A 17,202-nucleotide genomic window follows, 5' to 3' on the forward strand; every position below is an offset into this window, starting at 1 on the left:
CTACGGGGTCGCCGGGCCGACTCCGGGCGCGGGGGCGTGTTCGGCGGCGGCCCGGACGTCGATCTCGCGCCAGAAACCGGCCCGGATCGCGTACCGGTCGTGCTCGTCGATCTGGTCGTCCTTGTGAGCGAGAAGTCCGAAACGGGCGGCGTAGCGGAGGAGTTCGCCGTCGATGCGGTGCGGGATGCGCGGGTAGAGGGTGGAGAGCTTCTGGACGTGGCTCTGCTCGGGGAGCCGCTCCATCCACCGCCTGGCGAACACCTGCCCGACCTCGAACGGGTCACCGCCGACGGTGGTGATGTCCTCCTCGCGGTCGGCCCAGCGCTGCTCCGCGCTGGTGAGCGTGGCGAGGGTGGGCAGGGTGGCGGTCTCGGCCGGCTCGCCGAAGGAGGGGGCCGGGCGCTCGATCCAGCCCCGGTCGGAGGACCAGCGGAGCGCGCTCGCGCCCTGCGGCACCGGGGCGGCCGGGATGCCGGGTCCGCGCAGTCCCGCCAGGTCCTTGGGGGTGGGGACGCCCTTGCCGGCCGCCGGGGCGGGGACGCCCGGGCCGTGGACGTGCTCGTCCTCGCGGACGTGGCCGTCGGCGCGGAGGCGCTCGTGGCCGCCGTCGCCGTTCGCCTCGGCGGCGGGGGCCGGTCCCCCGTTCCGCGCGGCCGCCTCGGCGGCCCGTTCGGCGGAGGCGGCGAGCGCCGCCTCGGGCAGCGGCGCGGAGAGGATGGCGGCGATCTCCGGGCGCGGGGCGGGCGGCGGCGCGCAGATGCCGGTGAGGTCCCTGGCGCGGACGGCGCGGGTGATCCAGGCCCGGTCGAGGACCCGCCGCTCGTCGGCCTCGGCGACGAGGTCCTCGGACTGGTTGTAGTCGCCGTCGGCGGCCTGGACGGCCCAGAGGTGGACGGCGACGCCGTGCTCCTTGGCCGACATGAGGCCGGGCAGCAGGTCGCCGTCGCCCGTGACGAGCACGATGTCGGAGCAGGCCCTGTTCCTGGCGAGCTCGGTCAGCTCGGTGTGCATGGCCGCGTCGACGCCCTTCTGTGCCCAGCGCCCGTCGCTCCTGGTCAGAGCGCCGAGCCGGACGGTGACCCGGGGCATCACGCGGAGTCTGCGGTGCTCGGGCTGGGGCACCCGGTCGGGCGCGCCGTCGAACCAGTAGATCCGCAGGAGGGGCAGCGCGGTCTCGGCCTCGGCGCGCTGCCGCAGCTGCTGGATGAGCCCGGCGTGGTCGACGGTGATCCTGGAGCGGGCCGGTTCCCCGGCGAGGAGACTGGCGGCGGCGCCCAGCAGGTAGCCGGCGTCCACCAGGACGACGCAGCGGTCCACGTGTTCCACCCTCTTTCGGGAGCCTCGGAGTCGGACTCGGCATCGGATCAGGATCGGAAGCGGGAGCGGAAGGTGCTTCGAGTTTCCTTCGAGTCTGCCCGACCGCCGGGGGCTTGACGGCCGGAACTGGATCATCGGCGTGGCGGATGTCACGCCGGGGGCGCCCTTACGCTCCGTAATGATCCAACATGCGGCGGTTCGTACCGTATGTGAGTCTGACAGCGGCCCTGGCCCCTAAGTCCCCTTGAGGAGGAAACCCCATGGCCAAGAACCGCAACCAGAACCGCAGTCAGAAGCAGCCGTCGTCGGCCGAGCGCGGTGCCCAGCAGGCGCAGCAGTCGTCGATGGAGTCTCAGGCCGAGCAGCGCGCGAGCCAGGTCACTCCTGGTGACATGGCCCGCAAGGGCCGTCAGAAGCGCTTCGGCCACAACTGACGCTCGGACGGCAAAGGGGCGCGCCCGTGGGAACGGGCGCGCCCCTTGCGCGTGTACGGAACCGGGCCGACCGGACGGAACCGGGTCGGCTGCACGGAACCGGGTCAGCCGGCCAGGCAGGACGGGCCGAGCAGCACCTTCAGGTCGCCGAAGAGCGCCGGGTCCGCGGTCACCCGGTGCCGGTCGAGCCGGAGCACGGTGGTGGTGCGGGGACCCTGGAGCTTGATCCGCACCTCGGTGTTGCCCTTGTGGTGCTTGAGGATCTCGCCGAGCCTGCTGACCATCGGCGGGGTCACCTTCACGGTCGGGATGGTGAGGACCACCGGCGCGTTGGTCCCGGCGTTCGACAGGTCGGGGACCATCAGCTCCATGGCGACGAGGCGGGGCACGTCCTCGCGCTTGTCGAGCCGTCCCTTGACGAAGACGACCGTGTCCTCGACGAGCTGGGTGGAGACCAGCTGGTACGTGGCCGGGAAGAACATGCACTCGATGGAGCCGGCCAGGTCCTCGACGGTGGCGATGGCCCAGGCGTTGCCCTGCTTGGTCATCTTGCGCTGGAGGCCGGAGATGATGCCGCCGATGGTGACGACCGCGCCGTCGGCGTGCTCGCCGCCGGTCAGCTGGGAGATCGCCGCGTCCGTCTTGTCGGACAGGACGTGCTCGATGCCGAAGAGCGGGTGGTCGGAGACGTACAGGCCGAGCATCTCGCGCTCCTGGGCGAGCAGGTACGACTTCTCCCACTCGACGTCGGAGAACTCGACGTCCAGGCCGAAGCCGGGCTCGTCGCTCGACTCGTCACCCATCCCGCCGAACAGGTCGAACTGTCCCTCGGCCTCCTTGCGCTTGACCGCCACCACGTTGTCGATCATGGGTTCGTGGTGGGCGACCAGGCCCTTGCGGGTGTGGCCCATCTCGTCGAAGGCGCCGGCCTTGATCAGCGATTCGACCGTCCGCTTGTTGCAGACGACGGCCTCGACCTTGTCGAGGAAGTCGGGGAAGGAGGAGTACTTCCCCTTGGCCTTGCGCGATTTGATGATCGACTCGACGACGTTGGAGCCGACGTTCCGGACGGCGGTGAGGCCGAAGAGGATCACGTCGTCGCCCTGCGCGGCGAAGTTCGCCTCGGACTCGTTCACATTGGGCGGCAGGACCTTGATGCCCATGCGGCGGCACTCGTTGAGGTAGACCGCGGACTTGTCCTTGTCGTCCTTGACCGAGGTGAGCAGTCCCGCCATGTACTCGGCGGGGTGGTTCGCCTTGAGGTAGGCGGTCCAGTAGGAGACCAGGCCGTACGCGGCGGAGTGCGCCTTGTTGAAGGCATAGCCGGCGAAGGGGACCAGGACGTCCCAGAGGGCCTGGATGGCCTCGTCGCTGTAGCCGTTCTTCTTGGCTCCGGCCTGGAAGATGGTGAAGTTCTTCGCCAGCTCCTCGGGCTTCTTCTTGCCCATGACGCGGCGGAGGATGTCGGCCTCGCCGAGCGAGTAGCCGGCGATGATCTGGGCGGCCTTCTGCACCTGCTCCTGGTACACGATGAGGCCGTAGGTGACCGCGAGCACCTCTTCGAGCGGCTTCTCCAGCTCGGGGTGGATCGGGGTGATCTCCTGCTGGCCGTTCTTGCGCAGGGCGTAGTTCGTGTGCGAGTTCATGCCCATCGGGCCCGGCCGGTACAGGGCGGACACGGCGGAGATGTCTTCGAAGTTGTCCGGCTTCATCAGCCGGAGCAGCGAGCGCATCGGGCCGCCGTCGAACTGGAACACCCCGAGGGTGTCACCGCGCTGGAGCAGTTCGAAGGTCTTCTGGTCGTCGAGCGGCAGCGCGAGGAGATCGATGTCGATCCCCTTGTTGGACTTCACCATCTTGACGGCGTCGTCCATGATCGTGAGGTTGCGCAGGCCGAGGAAGTCCATCTTCAGCAGGCCGAGCGACTCGCACTGCGGGTAGTCCCACTGCGTGATGGTGACGTTGTCGGTGTGCCGCACCCAGATCGGGGCGTGGTCGACGATCGGCTCGCTGGACATGATCACGCCGGCGGCGTGCACGCCCATCTGGCGGACCAGGCCCTCGACGCCCTTGGCGGTGTCGATGACCTTCTTCACGTCCGGCTCGTTCTCGTACATCGCCCGGATCTCGCCGGCCTCGCTGTAGCGCGGGTGGCTCGGGTTGGTGATGCCGTCGAGGTCGATGCCCTTGCCGAGGACGTCGGCGGGCATGGCCTTGGTGAGCCGGTCGCCCATGGCGTACGGGTAGCCGAGGACGCGCGCGGAGTCCTTGATGGCGTTCTTCGCCTTGATCTTTCCGTACGTGCCGATCATGGCGACCTTGTCGGAGCCGTACTTCTCGGTCACGTACCGGATCACCTCGACGCGCCGACGCTCGTCGAAGTCGATGTCGACATCGGGCATCGAGATGCGCTCGGGGTTGAGGAAGCGCTCGAAGATCAGGCCGTGCGGGATCGGGTCGAGGTCGGTGATGCCCATGGCGTACGCGACGATCGAGCCGGCCGCGGAGCCTCGGCCGGGGCCGACGGCGATGCCCTGGCTCTTCGCCCACATGATGAAGTCGGCGACGACGAGGAAGTAGCCCGGGAAGCCCATCGAGATGATGGTGTCCATCTCGTACTCGACCTGCTTCATGCGGTCCTCGGGGATGCCGCCGGGGAAGCGGCGGTGCATGCCCTTCATGGTCTCCGCGCGGAACCAGGTGACCTCGGTGTAGCCCTCGGGGATGTCGAACTTCGGCATGAGGTTCTTGGCCTCGAACATGCCGGAGGTGTCGATCTGCTCCGCGACGAGGAGGGTGTTGCGGCAGCCCTCCTGCCAGGCGTCCGAGGAGTCGACGGCGTACATCTCGTCCGTGGACTTCAGGTAGTAGCCGGTGCCGTCGAACTTGAAGCGGTCCGGGTCCGAGAGGTTCTTGCCGGTCTGGATGCACAGCAGGGCGTCGTGCGCGCCGGCCTCGTGCGCGTACGTGTAGTGCGAGTCGTTGGTGACCAGCGGCGGGATGCCGAGCTTCTTGCCGATCTCCAGGAGCCCGTCGCGGACCCGGTGCTCGATCTCGATGCCGTGGTCCATCAGCTCCAGGAAGTACCGGTCCTTGCCGAAGATGTCCTGGTACTCGGAGGCGGACTTCAGGGCCTCGTCGAACTGGCCGAGGCGGAGGCGGGTCTGCAGCTCGCCGGAGGGGCAGCCGGTGGAGGCGATCAGGCCCTCGGACCACTGGGAGATGGTCTCCTTGTCCATCCGGGGCCACTTCTGCAGCCAGCCCTCGGCGTACGCGTCGGAGGAGAGCTTGAAGAGGTTGTGGAGGCCGGTGGAGTTCGCCGCCCAGATCGTCTTGTGGGTGTAACCGCCGGAACCGGAGACGTCGTCCCGCTTCTGGTGCGGCTGGCCCCACTGGATCTTCCGCTTGTTGCGCCGGGACTCGGGCGCCACGTACGCCTCGATGCCGATGATCGGCGTCACACCGGCCTTCTTCGCGGTGTGGAAGAAGTCATAGGCCCCGTGCAGGTTGCCGTGGTCGGACATGGCGATGTGGGTCATGCCCATCTCGTTGCACGCGTTGAACATGTCCTTCAGCCGCGCGGCACCGTCCAGCAGGGAGTACTGGGTGTGGACGTGGAGGTGCGTGAAGGGCGGCCTGGTCACAGTGGGGATGCCTCCGACGATGAATTTCTGGGGGGACAGCGTGGAAGTCTACGTCGGCCGACTGACAGATCACGGGCACTCGCCGGTACCGTCGGGCGTTGGAAGACCGGGAACACCTGTCCCATTTGTTCATGAGCAGTCTTGCACCAGGAGGCACCTCGATGTCGGTCCCGCAGCCCACCGCAGCCGAGCGCGGTGAGCACATCCTCGCCGTCTTCGACACCGCCTTCGGCGAGCTCCTCGCCGCCGATCCGGCGGCCTTCCGCGTCAAGTTCCGGAAGATGGCCGGCTCCGCCTTCGCCTTCTACCGGGGCACGGCGTGCCTCTTCTACTCCGACCTGGAGCAGGAGGTGCACGAGGGCCCGTACCTGGACGAGCGGACCGGCCGGGTCTGGATCCACGGCGACCTCCACGCGGAGAACTTCGGCACGTACATGGACGCCAACGGGCGGCTCGTCTTCAACGTCAACGACTTCGACGAGGCGTACGTCGGCCCCTTCACCTGGGACCTCAAGCGCCTGTCCGCCTCGCTCGCCCTGATCGGCTACGCGAAGGCGCTGAGCGACGAGCAGATCACCGAGCTCGTCCGGATCTACGCGGGCGCGTACCGGGAGCGGATCCACGCCCTCGCGACCGGCGCCAAGGGCGACGAGGTCCCCTCCTTCACCCTGGAGACCGCCGACGGGGCCCTGCTCGGCGCGCTGCGCGAGGCCCGGGCGCTGACCCGCTTCGAGCTGCTCGACTCGATGACCGAGATCCGCGACTTCGAGCGCCGCTTCTCGGCGGGCTCGGGCACGATCGAGCTGGACGCGGCCACCCGGTACAAGGTCCTGGCGGCCTTCGACGGCTACCTGGAGACCCTGCCGGAGTCGAGCCTGGCCCGCCCCGACTCGTACCGGGTGAAGGACGTCGTCGGGCGGCGCGGGATCGGCATCGGCTCGGCCGGCCTGCCCTCGTACAACATCCTCCTGGAGGGCAACAGCGACGCCCTGGAGAACGACGTCGTGATCTACATGAAGCAGGCGCAGACCCCGGCGGTCTCGCGGCACGTCACGGACCCGTCGGTACGGGGCTACTTCCGGCACGAGGGCCACCGCACCGTGATCTCGCAGCGGGCGCTCCAGGCGCACGCCGACCCGTGGCTGGGCTGGACGGAGCTGGACGGGGCGGGCCAGCTGGTCGCCGAGGTGTCGCCGTACGCGGTGGACCTGGACTGGTCGGACATCGACGACCCGCAGGACATCGCGGCCACCGTCGCCGACCTGGGCCGGGCGACGGCCACGATGCACGCGGCGGCGGACGACTCCAGCGGCCACTCCCTGGTGCCGTTCTCGACGGAGCGGGCCATCGACGCGGCGATCGCCGCCGACGAGGAGGGCTTCGCCGAGCTCCTGGTCGGCTTCGCGCACGCCTACGGGGCGCGGGCGCGGGCGGACCACCAGATCTTCGTGGACCTCTTCCGCAACGGCCGGATCCCGGGCCTGTAGGGCGGGTCCACAGGCTGCGCTTAGGGCCGTCTTACGCGCGCGCATGGGACACTCCACGACGATGGACATGGCAGGGACGCAGCTGAGGGCGCTGCGGGCGGCGTTCTTCACGGCACTGGTCGTGACGCTGTCCGTGGCGTCCCACGTGCTGCTCTCCCGCGTGCCGCTGCCGCTCGGGACGGTCGTCCCGGTGGCGGTCGGCGTCTTCGCCGTGGCGTACGCGCTGGCCGGCCGCGAGCGCGGCCTCGGCCCGATCGCCGGGGTCCTCGTCCCGCTGGAGCTGGCCGCCGACACGCTCTTCACCAGCGGTCAGACGGTCTGTTACGGCCCCGCCGGCGGTCCGGTCGCCGGTTCGCTGCGCTCGGTGGGCGTGGACGTGTTCTGCGGCGGCGCCGTGGGCACCCCGCTGCCCGGGGTGGTGACCCCGGAGGGCGGGAGCGCGGCCGCCCTGCTCTCCTCCCCCGACCCGGCGCTGCCGTGGCTGCTGCTCCTGGCCCATGTGGGCGTGGGGCTCTCGGCGGCGTGCTGGCTGCGCGGCGGGGAGCGGGCGCTCGCCCGGCTGCTCCGTGCGGTGGAGGCCTTCGCGTTCCGGCCGCTGCTGCTCGTGGCGGCCTTCTTCCGGACCGCCGGTCCGGCGCCGCTGCGGGCCGGCCGGCCCGCCGGGCGGCCCCGGTCCGCCCGTGCCCGGCTCCTCGTGCACTCCGTCGGGCGGCGGGGGCCGCCGCGTCCGGTGCCCGCTCTCGTCTGAGCGGGTCCCGCGCCTCCCCCTGCCCTTCCCCTCGTCTTTCACGGAGATCACGATCATGAGTGCACGCAACAGCCACGCCAACAAGGCCGCCGCCCGCGAGCGTCTGCGCGAGGAGCGCGAGCGCCAGGCGAAGAAGGACCGGGCGCGCCGGCAGCTGATCGTCGGCGTCTCGGCCGTGGCGGTCCTGGCCGCCGCCGGCGGCATCGGCTACGCGGTCGTCCAGTCGAACAAGCCCTCCCAGTGGGAGGCGGCGGCCGACGCGAAGAGCGTGACGGCCCCGAAGAACACCTCGGGCACGAACGGCACGACCGTCGTCATCGGCAAGGACTCCGCGAAGAAGACGCTGGAGCTGTACGAGGACTCGCGCTGCCCGGTCTGCGCGACCTTCGAGCAGACCGTGGGCTCCACGGTCGCGAAGGACGTCGAGGCCGGCAAGTACAAGATCCGGTACGTCGGTGCCACCTTCATCGACAACGGCATCCCGGGCGAGGGCTCGAAGAACGCCCTCTCGGCGCTCGGCGCCGCGCTGGACGTGAGCCCGGAGGCCTTCCTGAAGTACAAGGCCGCCCTCTACTCCGCGAAGTTCCACCCGGAGGAGAAGGACGACAAGTTCGCCAAGGACTCCTACCTCCTGGAGGTGGCGGACTCGGTCCCGGCCCTCAAGGGCAACGCGGCGTTCAAGAAGAACGTCGAGGACGGCACCTTCGACGCGTGGGCGATGAAGATGTCGAAGGCCTTCGACGCCAGCGGGGTGCAGGGCACCCCGACGCTGAAGATGAACGGCAAGGCGGTCACGACGCCGGGCACGACCAACCCGCCGATGACGGTGGCCGAGTTCGACACGGCGATCGACGCGGCCCTCAAGGCCTGACGCCCCCTCGCTCCGCGACGGCCCCGGACCGGTTCGGTCCGGGGCCGTCGCGTACCCGGCCCGGGCGTCCGGGGGGCGACGAGTGGGCGAACTTCCGGATTTGGTCTGCCCTTGAGGCGTACTCGTCAGTAATCTGACTGCCCGTGACCAGTCGTTTCATATCCTCCGCCCCCACGCGGCGCGCCGTCGTCAAGGCCGCCGCCGTCACCGCCGTCGCCACGCCCGCCCTGTTCGGCGCGGCCTCTCCGGCGCTCGCGGACTCCGGGGCACCCGCCTTCCTCCACGGCGTCGCCTCGGGCGACCCGCTGCCCGACGGCGTCCTGCTCTGGACGCGCGTCACCCCCACCCCCGAGGCCGTGCCGGGATCCGGCCTCGGCCCCGACGTCCAGGTCGGCTGGGAGCTCGCCGAGGACCGCTCCTTCGCCCGGGTCGTCGCCTCCGGCACGACCACGGCGAGCGCCGCCTCCGACCACACGGTGAAGGCCGATGTCCGGGGCCTGCGCCCGGCCACCGCCTACTGGTTCCGCTTCACCGCGGGCGGCGTCGCCTCCCCCACCGCCCGCACCCGCACCGCGCCGGCCGCCGACTCCGCCGGGCCCGGTGTCCGCTTCGGCGTGGTCTCCTGCTCGAACTGGGAGTCCGGCCACTTCTCCGCCTACCGCCACCTCGCGGCCCGCACCGACCTGGACGCGGTCCTCCACCTCGGCGACTACATCTACGAGTACGCCACCGGCGCCTACCCCGAGGCGAAGTACGTCGTCCGGCAGCACGAGCCGCGCCACGAGATCCTCTCGCTGGCCGACTACCGCACCCGGCACGGCACGTACAAGACGGACGCCGACCTCCAGGCGATGCACGCGGCGCACCCGATCGTCGCCATCTGGGACGACCACGAGTTCGCCAACGACGCCTGGTCGGGCGGGGCCGAGAACCACACCCCGGGCACCGAGGGCGACTGGGCGGCCCGGGTGGCCGCCGCGAAGCAGGCGTACTTCGAGTGGATGCCGGTCCGCACCTCCACCGAGGGCACGGTCTTCCGACGGCTGCGCTTCGGCAAGCTGGCCGATCTGCACCTGCTGGACCTGCGCTCGTTCCGGTCCGCGCAGGCGAAGGCCGGCAGCGGCACGGTCGACGACCCGGAGCGGTCCATCACCGGCCGCGCGCAGCTGGACTGGCTGAAGGCCGGTCTGGCCGGTTCGGACGCGACCTGGCAGCTGGTCGGCACCTCGGTGATGATCTCGCCGGTCGCCTTCGGCTCCCTGCCGGCGTACCTCCTGGAGCCGCTCGCCGGGCTCCTCGGCCTGCCGAAGGAGGGGATCGCGGTCAACGTCGACCAGTGGGACGGCTACACCGACGACCGCAAGGAGCTGCTCGCGCACCTGACCGAGCGGGCGATCCGGAACACGGTCTTCCTGACCGGCGACATCCACATGGCCTGGGCCAACGACGTGCCGGTGAAGGCCGCGACGTACCCGCTCTCGGCCTCGGCGGCGACCGAGTTCGTGGTCACCTCGGTGACCTCGGACAACCTCGACGACCTGCTGCACGTGGCCCCGGGGACGCTCTCGGTGGTGGCCGCGGGCGCCGTGAAGGCCGCCAACCGCCATGTGAAGTGGGTGGACATGGACCACCACGGCTACGGCGTGCTCGACGTGACGGCCGCGCGCTCGCAGATGGACTACTACACGGTCTCCGACAAGACGGACCCGGCCGCGACGACGTCCTGGGCGCGCTCGTACCGGACGCTGAGCGGAACGCAGCGTGTCGAGCGGGTGTACCAGCCGGTGCTCTGAGCGATGCCTTAACGGCGATTTTCAGCCATGATCCCCTTTGTTAACGGGGGATCACATCGCTACGGCGGGTGGTGGGTTCGGGAGATCGAATCCGGACACACCACCCGTCTCCATCACTTCGTTCGTTACGTCCACGTCTCAAACCCTGGAAGCGACGCAAGTTTTTCTTCCCGATGACCCGAATTGCCCCATGAATGATTGGGCTTGATCGATTCTCGGCGACCTCTGACATGGCCGCGTAATCTCCCCGGCGTGGCGAGGAAGTTCCTCGCAACCACCCCCCGCGAGGAGTCACCCGTGCGTGCTCTTGTCCGTATATCGCCGCGTACGTCCCGTCGTGTGCTCGGCACCGCCGTGATGGCCGGAACTCTGGCCCTGGCCCCGCTGTCCGCCCCGGCGGCCAGCCCGTCGACCACCACGCTGGCCTCGGCCGAGAAGTGCGCGGACGGCACCGCCGCCCTGTCCGGCGCCCGCAAGGCCAAGGGGAGCTCCACCAAGGCCGAGCCCAACGCCGTCACCGCCGCCCAGGCCAAGGCCATGGACGACGACCTGAAGAAGAAGGTCGCCGCCGCCCGGAAGTCCGGCCGCCTCAGCGCCTCCTCCGTCACCGCCGGCGCCACGATCCCCGTCTACTTCCACGTGATCCACAGCGGCACGACGGGCAAGCTCAGCGCCACCGCCATCAACAACCAGATGGCCGTCCTCAACGCCGCCTACGGGGGCCAGGGCACCGGCAACGCCAACACGGGCTTCCAGTTCACCCTGGCCGGCACCGACTACACGGACAACGCCACCTGGTACAACATCACCGACGGCACCCAGGCCGAGAAGGACATGAAGACCGCCCTGCGCAAGGGCGGCGCCAACGCGCTGAACGTCTACACCGCCAACCTCGGCGGCGGCCTGCTCGGCTGGGCGACCTTCCCGTCCTCGTACAAGTCCGCCCCGAACATGGACGGCGTCGTCATCCTCGACGCCTCGCTCCCGGGCGGCTCCGCCACCAACTACAACCAGGGCGACACCGCCACCCACGAGGTCGGCCACTGGATGGGCCTGTACCACACCTTCCAGGGCGGCTGCACGGGCAACGGCGACTACGTCTCCGACACCCCGGCCGAGAAGAGCGCCGCCTTCGAGTGCCCGACCGGCCGTGACACCTGCACCTCGAAGCCCGGTGTGGACCCGATCCACAACTTCATGGACTACACGTACGACTCCTGCATGTACCAGTTCACCGCGGGCCAGGTGGCCCGCATGAGCGACGCCTGGACCGCGTACCGCGCCTGACGGCCCGTCCGCGTGAAAAGGGGTGTGGCCCCGGGGAGTTCCCCGGGGCCACACCCCTTTTCCGCGCTCTCGTACGCCCTACAGGCCGTCGATGAAGGACAGCGCGACCGACCAGGTCCGCTCCGCCGCCTCCGCGTCGTAGTCCGGCAGCTCCGGATCCGTGTAGATGTGCCCCGCGCCCCGGTAGCGGTAGATCTCCACGTCCGCCCCGGCCTTGCGCATCTGGAGGTACCAGGAGGACAGCCAGTCGTCCGTCTCGAAGGGGTCGGGCTCGGCCACGTGCAGCTGGACCGGCAGCTCGTCCACCGAGGCGGACTCCGCGAGGTCCGAGGTGCCGTGGAGCAGCAGCAGCCCGCGCGCCTTCTCGTCGCCGAGCGCCAGGGTCTGCGCGATCGAGGCCCCGAGGGAGAGGCCCATGTAGACCAGGCCCCGCTCGGAGTAGGGCGCGGCGGCCAGGACCGCCCGCTTCAGCAGCTCGTCCTTGCCGATCTCGTCCCGGAGCACCACGCCCTCCTCGACGGTCCCGACCGTCCGGCCGTCGTAGAGGTCCGGCGTCCAGACCTGGTGCCCGGCGGCCCGGAGCCGCTCGGCGGCCGCCTCGACGGAAGGGGTCAGCCCGTAGGCCGAGTGGAAGAGCATGATGTCCATGCGTCCCATCCTGCCACCCGGCGCCGACGGGACCGGGCAGGCCCCTGGAGACGTCAGCGCATGCTGCGCACGTCCAGCTGGCGCAGCACCCGGTCCACCACCTCGGGGTCGGCGCCCGGCTCGCTGCGGGCCGAGAGCACCTCGTGCCGGGCGGCCGACATCAGCTCCCGCTGGATCCGCTGCACCGCCTTGAACCGCTCGGCCCGCTCCTGGAACGCGGCCCGCCGCTCGTCGTCCACCATGTCGGGGCTGATCCGCGCCCCGATGTCGTACGCCCCGCGCAGCAGCCGCTCCTGGACCTCCTCGGGCAGCTCCTCGACCTCCTCGATCTCCTTGAGCCTGCGCCTGGCCGCCCTCGCCGCCCGGATCGCGAGGTCCCGCTCCAGGGCGCGCTCGGTGTCCGTGTCGGCCCGCACCCCGAGCCGCCTGACCAGCCAGGGCAGGGTGAGGCCCTGGAAGACGAGGGTGGCGATGATCACGCAGAAGGCGATGAAGACGATCTCGTCGCGGCCGGGGAAGGGCGCGCCCTCGTCGGTGGTGAGCGGGATGGCGAGCGCGAGGGCGACCGAGGCCACCCCGCGCATCCCCGCCCACCACATGACGACGGTCTCCCGCCAGCTCATCGGGATCTCCTCGTCGACGTCCCGGAGCGTGTGCAGCCGCTTCGCCAGCCAGGTGGCGGGCAGCAGCCACAGGAGCCGGACGCCGACCACCACGCCGACCACCGCGGCGCCCCAGCCGAGCATCTCCCAGCCGCGACCCTCCGCGACCCCGAAGACGTGGATGAGCTCCAGGCCGATGAGGCCGAAGGCGATGCCGGTGACGAGGGTGTCGACGATCTGCCAGAAGGTCTGTCCGGCGATCCGGCCCATGACGTCGTCGGCGTCGGCCGCGTGCTCGGCCAGGAAGAGGGCGGTGACCAGGACGGCGAGGACGCCGGAGCCGTGCAGCTCCTCGGCGAGGACGTAGCTCACGAAGGGGACGAGGAGGGTCAGGCCGGTCTGCAGGGTGACGTCGCCGAGGAGTCCGATGAGCTTGTTGGAGAGCCAGCCGAGGGCCAGGCCGATGACGACGGCGACCACGGCGGACAGCACGAACTCGCCGAGCGCCTCGGGCCAGGAGAAGGAGCCGCTGACGACGGCGGCGATCGCCACGTGGTAGAGCACGATCGCGGTGACGTCGTTGAAGAGGCCCTCGCCCTCCAGGATCGACACGAGCCGGCGGGGCAGCCCCAGCGAGCCGGCCACGGCGGTCGCGGCGACCGGGTCCGGCGGTGCGACGAGGGCGCCGAGCGCCAGCGCGGCGGCCAGCGGAAGGCCCGGCACGAGCGAGTGCGCGACCGCGCCGACGGCGGCCGTGGTGACGAAGACCAGGGCGACGGCGAGCAGGAAGATGGGCCGTCTGTTGGCCGCGAACTGCCGCCAGGAGGTCCGCTGCACGGAGGCGTACAGGAGCGGCGGCAGCACCAGCGGGAGGATGAACTCCGGCGGGATGTCGACGTTCGGCACGAAGGGCAGGAAGGCCAGCGCGATCCCGACGAGGGTCATCAGGACGGGCGCGGGCAGCCCGAGCCGGTCACCGAGGGGCACGGTGAGCAGGGCGCCGAGGAGGAGCAGGAAGAGCAGGGCCAATTGATCCACGGCCCCACCCTGTCACGTACGTCCGTTTTGGAAGCGATTGCCCCCGGCCGGACGCTTTACAGCGCGCGGCGCATGGCCCGGTGCGGGATGCCCGCGTCCGGGAACTCCGGGCCGTACACCTCGTAGCCGAGCCGCTCGTAGAAGCCCAGCGCGTGGGTCTGCGCGTGCAGGTCGACGGCGCTCAGACCGCGCTCCCGCGCCGCGTCCTCGACGGCCCGCACGAGCGCCGCGCCGACCCCGAGGCCGCGCGCCGCCTTGGCGACGGCGAGCCGGCCGAGGGAGCCCACCGAGGCGTCGCCACCGGTCTTGCCGGCCGCGTCCGCCCCGTGCAGCAGGCGCCCGGTGCCCAGCGGCAGTCCGTCCGCGCGCACGGCCAGGACGTGCACCGCGGTGGCGTCGTACGTGTCGTACTCCAGCTCCTGCGGGACGCCCTGCTCCTCGACGAAGACCTCGCGACGCACCGCGAAGCAGGCCTCCCTGTCCCCTTCGCCGACCGCCTCGCGGACGGTGTACGCGTCGCTCACCGGCTCTCCGAGGCGATCCGGTCGAGGGCCGTCTGCAGGTCCGCGGGGTAGGAGCTCTCGAACTCGACCCAGGAGCCGTCGCCGGGGTGCTCGAAGCCGAGGCGGACGGCGTGCAGCCACTGCCGGGTCAGGCCGAGGCGCTTGGCGAGCGTCGGGTCGGCGCCGTAGGTGAGGTCGCCGACGCAGGGGTGGCGGTGGGCGGACATGTGCACCCGGATCTGGTGGGTGCGGCCCGTCTCCAGCTTGATGTCGAGCAGCGAGGCCGACCGGTACGCCTCGATGAGGTCGTAGTGCGTGACCGAGGGCTTGCCTTCGGCGGTGACCGCCCACTTGTAGTCGTGGTTCGGGTGCCGGCCGATCGGCGCGTCGATGGTGCCGCTCATCGGGTCCGGGTGGCCCTGGACCAGCGCGTTGTAGCGCTTGTCCACCACGCGCTCCTTGAACTGGCGCTTGAGCGAGGTGTACGCGTACTCCGACTTGGCGACCACCATCAGGCCGGAGGTGCCGACGTCGAGGCGGTGCACGATGCCCTGGCGCTCGGCGGCGCCGGAGGTGGAGATGCGGTAGCCGGCGGCGGCGAGGCCGCCGATGACCGTGGTGCCGGTCCAGCCGGGGCTGGGGTGCGCGGCGACGCCGACCGGCTTCATGATCACGACGATGTCGTCGTCGTCGTGGACGATCTCCATGCCCTCGACGGGCTCGGCGACGACCTGCACGGGCGCGGCCGCGCCGGGCATCTCGACCTCGAGCCACGCGCCGCCGCTGACCCGCTCGGACTTGCCGACGACGGAGCCGTCGACCTGGACCTTCCCTGCGGCGGCCAGCTCGGCCGCCTTCGTACGGGAGAACCCGAACATTCGGGCGATGGCGGCGTCGACGCGCTCGCCCTCCAGGCCATCGGGAACGGGCAGCGTGCGGATCTCGGGACTCGTGCTCACCCGTCGAGTATGCCTTGTGCCGGAAGTGCTCAGTCCTTGTGGACGGTGCCGTCGGGGTCCAGGCCCCGGAACGACAGGATGACGATCAGGATGCCGCCGCAGACGATCGCCGAGTCGGCGAGGTTGAAGACGGCGAAGTGCGCGGGGGCGATGAAGTCCACGACCGCGCCCTCGAAGACGCCCGGCGAGCGGAAGATCCGGTCCGTGAGGTTGCCGAGCGCCCCGCCGAGCAGCAGGCCGAGCGCGATCGCCCAGGGCAGGCTGTAGAGCTTCCGCGCGAGCCGGATGATCACGACGATCACGGTGGCCGCGATGCAGGTGAAGATGATCGTGAAGGCCTCGCCCATGCCGAAGGCGGCGCCCGGGTTCCGGATGGCGTCGAGCCGCAGCAGGTCGCCGATCAGATCGATCGGCTCGTGGCCCTCCAGCTTGGCGACCACCAGCATCTTGCTGCCGAGGTCGAGCAGATAGGCGAGGACGGCCACGACGAAGAGGGCGACGATCCTGCGCCTGCCCTTCGGCCGCTCCTCGGGAACGGCCGCGCCGTCGGGGACGGCCGTCTCGTCGGCCCCTGCTGAATCCGGCGTACCGATGATGCGCTCCGCCTCTGCCACGTGAGTGAGTCCCTCGACCTCGATGCCTGACCGTGCCCCGAGCGTACGGCACAGGCGTACGAGACCGGCAGCCGAGATCGTCAGCCGCGCCGCTCCTGTCGCTGTTTGTCCTCGACGCAGAGCGTGGCCCGCGGGAAGGCCTGCATCCGCGCCTTGCCGATCGGCTTCCCGCACACCTCACAGAGGCCGTAGGTGCCCGCGTCGAGCCGCTCCAGGGCGTGCTCGCTCTGTTCCAGCATCTCCCGGGCGTTCGCCGCGAGGGCCAGCTCGTGCTCGCGCGTGATGTTCTTGGTGCCGGTGTCGGCCTGGTCGTCCCCGGCGCCGTCGCCGGAGTCCCGCATCAGGCCGGTCAGCTCCTCCTGGGAGTGGACGAGCTCGCTGCGCAGCCTCAGCACCTCCGACTGGAGGACGTCTCGGGCCTCGGCGACCTCCGCCGGGGTCCACGGGTCCTCACCGGGACGCACCGCGAGCTCACCGGCCCGCGCCGGGGGCACCGCCGCCTCTTCCCCGACGGTCGTGACGCCACCCGTGGTCTTCTTCGCTGCCACCGTCCTGGCTCCTGTCTGCTTCTTCGCGGCGGGCGCCTTCCGGGCGCCCGCCTTCTTCGCCACGGCCTTCTTGGCCGGCGTCCTGGGGGCGGAGGCCTCGTCGGCGGAATCCGCCGCACCGGCCTTCCTGGCGGGTGTCTCCGGGGCCGCCGCCCCGTCGGCGGAGACCGCCGCACCGGCCTTCTTCGCGGGCTTCCCCGGGGTGGCGGCCTCGTCGACGGAATCCGCCGCGCCGGCCTTCCTGGCGGGTGTCTTCGGGGCGGAGGCCTCGTCGGCCCCCTTCGGGGCGGAGGCCTCGGAGGCCGTCTTCCGGGCCGCGGTCTTCCGGGCGGGCGTCTTCTTCGCGACCGTCTTCCGGGCCGGTGCCTTCTTCGCGACCCGCTTCCCGTCGACCGTCGACTTCTTGCCGGCCACGTCCTTGGCGGCCACGTCCTCGGCGACCCCGGCCGCGCCGGCGGAGCCGGCGACCGGGGTCTTCTTCGCGGCGGTCTTCTTCGCCACCATGTCGCGGCCCCTTCACATTTTGTGATCTTGCTCGCGAATCGTGCTGGGACGATAAATCGGCCCAAGGCCCGCGGCAACGGGGCACGCCGCCGTTCCCACCCGCCCCCGCTCCCCGCGGGGCGGGCCTGCCTCCCTTGTGCCCAGCTCCCCGCCCGGTTATCCGTCCCGCACCTCCCCCACATGGGCGCACGCGAAGTCCGGCACG

The 17,202-nt window shown here is 70.9% G+C and carries 14 protein-coding genes; 6 read left to right on the plus strand and 8 right to left on the minus strand.

Annotation, left to right across the window (positions count from 1 at the left end):
* Positions 1-1,326: an NYN domain-containing protein gene (locus ACFYUS_RS20625; RefSeq protein ID WP_388853748.1), complete on the minus strand. Its 1,326-nt coding sequence runs from the start codon at positions 1,324-1,326 to the stop codon at positions 1-3.
* A 251-nt stretch (positions 1,327-1,577) separates the two neighbouring features.
* Here ACFYUS_RS20625 and ACFYUS_RS20630 point away from each other — a divergent pair, with 251 nt between their 5' ends.
* Positions 1,578-1,751 carry a hypothetical protein gene (locus ACFYUS_RS20630; RefSeq protein WP_388853750.1) on the plus strand — a complete coding sequence of 58 codons (174 nt, stop codon included), beginning with the start codon at positions 1,578-1,580 and terminating at the stop codon, positions 1,749-1,751.
* A gap of 104 nt (positions 1,752-1,855) precedes the next feature.
* On the opposite strand, the gene dnaE is transcribed toward ACFYUS_RS20630, so the two are convergent.
* Positions 1,856-5,395 (minus strand): DNA polymerase III subunit alpha, encoded by a 3,540-nt coding sequence (gene dnaE / locus ACFYUS_RS20635; protein WP_388853753.1) that lies wholly within the window; start codon positions 5,393-5,395, stop codon positions 1,856-1,858.
* 161 nt (positions 5,396-5,556) lie between these two features.
* On the opposite strand from dnaE, the gene ACFYUS_RS20640 reads away from it, so the two are divergent.
* From ACFYUS_RS20640 to ACFYUS_RS20660, 5 genes are all read left to right on the plus strand, one after another.
* A complete protein-coding gene (locus ACFYUS_RS20640) occupies positions 5,557-6,882 on the plus strand; it encodes a DUF2252 domain-containing protein (protein WP_388854148.1) in 1,326 nt (441 codons plus the stop codon).
* 61 nt (positions 6,883-6,943) lie between these two features.
* Positions 6,944-7,630, plus strand: a complete 687-nt coding sequence (locus ACFYUS_RS20645) for a hypothetical protein (RefSeq protein ID WP_388853756.1) — start codon at positions 6,944-6,946, stop codon at positions 7,628-7,630.
* Positions 7,631-7,685: 55 nt separating this feature from the next.
* Positions 7,686-8,501 (plus strand): DsbA family protein, encoded by an 816-nt coding sequence (locus ACFYUS_RS20650; protein ID WP_388853759.1) that lies wholly within the window; start codon positions 7,686-7,688, stop codon positions 8,499-8,501.
* A 143-nt stretch (positions 8,502-8,644) separates the two neighbouring features.
* Entirely contained in the window at positions 8,645-10,294 is a 1,650-nt protein-coding gene (locus tag ACFYUS_RS20655) for an alkaline phosphatase D family protein (RefSeq protein WP_388853762.1), read from the plus strand.
* A gap of 339 nt (positions 10,295-10,633) precedes the next feature.
* Entirely contained in the window at positions 10,634-11,581 is a 948-nt protein-coding gene (locus ACFYUS_RS20660) for a zinc metalloprotease (protein WP_388853765.1), read from the plus strand.
* 78 nt (positions 11,582-11,659) lie between these two features.
* Here the strand turns inward: ACFYUS_RS20660 and ACFYUS_RS20665 are convergent, their stop codons facing one another.
* The 6 genes from ACFYUS_RS20665 to ACFYUS_RS20690 form a co-directional block, all read right to left on the minus strand.
* Complete coding sequence (locus ACFYUS_RS20665; RefSeq protein WP_388853768.1) at positions 11,660-12,229, minus strand: dienelactone hydrolase family protein; 570 nt, start codon at positions 12,227-12,229, stop codon at positions 11,660-11,662.
* 53 nt (positions 12,230-12,282) lie between these two features.
* The gene (locus ACFYUS_RS20670) at positions 12,283-13,869 is read right to left on the minus strand and encodes a Na+/H+ antiporter (RefSeq protein WP_388853771.1); all 1,587 of its coding nucleotides are present in this window, start codon (positions 13,867-13,869) and stop codon (positions 12,283-12,285) included.
* A 56-nt stretch (positions 13,870-13,925) separates the two neighbouring features.
* A complete protein-coding gene (locus ACFYUS_RS20675; RefSeq protein WP_388853774.1) occupies positions 13,926-14,393 on the minus strand; it encodes a GNAT family N-acetyltransferase in 468 nt (155 codons plus the stop codon).
* Positions 14,390-15,331, minus strand: a complete 942-nt coding sequence (locus ACFYUS_RS20680) for an RluA family pseudouridine synthase (RefSeq protein ID WP_388853778.1) — start codon at positions 15,329-15,331, stop codon at positions 14,390-14,392. Before ACFYUS_RS20680 ends, ACFYUS_RS20675 begins: the two co-directional genes overlap by 4 nt.
* 29 nt (positions 15,332-15,360) lie before the next feature.
* Positions 15,361-15,945 carry a signal peptidase II gene (lspA, locus tag ACFYUS_RS20685; RefSeq protein WP_388853781.1) on the minus strand — a complete coding sequence of 195 codons (585 nt, stop codon included), beginning with the start codon at positions 15,943-15,945 and terminating at the stop codon, positions 15,361-15,363.
* An 80-nt stretch (positions 15,946-16,025) separates the two neighbouring features.
* Entirely contained in the window at positions 16,026-16,997 is a 972-nt protein-coding gene (locus ACFYUS_RS20690) for a TraR/DksA C4-type zinc finger protein (protein ID WP_388853784.1), read from the minus strand.
* Between the last annotated feature and the right edge of the window lie 205 nt (positions 16,998-17,202).

This window comes from Streptomyces sp. NPDC004284, from assembly GCF_042874035.1.
In the GTDB taxonomy this organism is placed as follows: domain Bacteria; phylum Actinomycetota; class Actinomycetes; order Streptomycetales; family Streptomycetaceae; genus Streptomyces.

What these genes read in the sequence shown, in the direction of transcription:
- ACFYUS_RS20630 (WP_388853750.1), top strand. Translation starts at nt 1,578, where the DNA reads ATGGCCAAGAACCGCAACCAGAACCGCAGTCAGAAGCAGCCGTCGTCG.
- ACFYUS_RS20640 (WP_388854148.1), top strand. Translation starts at nt 5,557, where the DNA reads ATGTCGGTCCCGCAGCCCACCGCAGCCGAGCGCGGTGAGCACATCCTC.
- ACFYUS_RS20645 (WP_388853756.1), top strand. Translation starts at nt 6,944, where the DNA reads ATGGACATGGCAGGGACGCAGCTGAGGGCGCTGCGGGCGGCGTTCTTC.
- ACFYUS_RS20650 (WP_388853759.1), top strand. Translation starts at nt 7,686, where the DNA reads ATGAGTGCACGCAACAGCCACGCCAACAAGGCCGCCGCCCGCGAGCGT.
- ACFYUS_RS20665 (WP_388853768.1), bottom strand. Translation starts at nt 12,229, where the DNA reads ATGGACATCATGCTCTTCCACTCGGCCTACGGGCTGACCCCTTCCGTC.
- ACFYUS_RS20690 (WP_388853784.1), bottom strand. Translation starts at nt 16,997, where the DNA reads ATGGTGGCGAAGAAGACCGCCGCGAAGAAGACCCCGGTCGCCGGCTCC.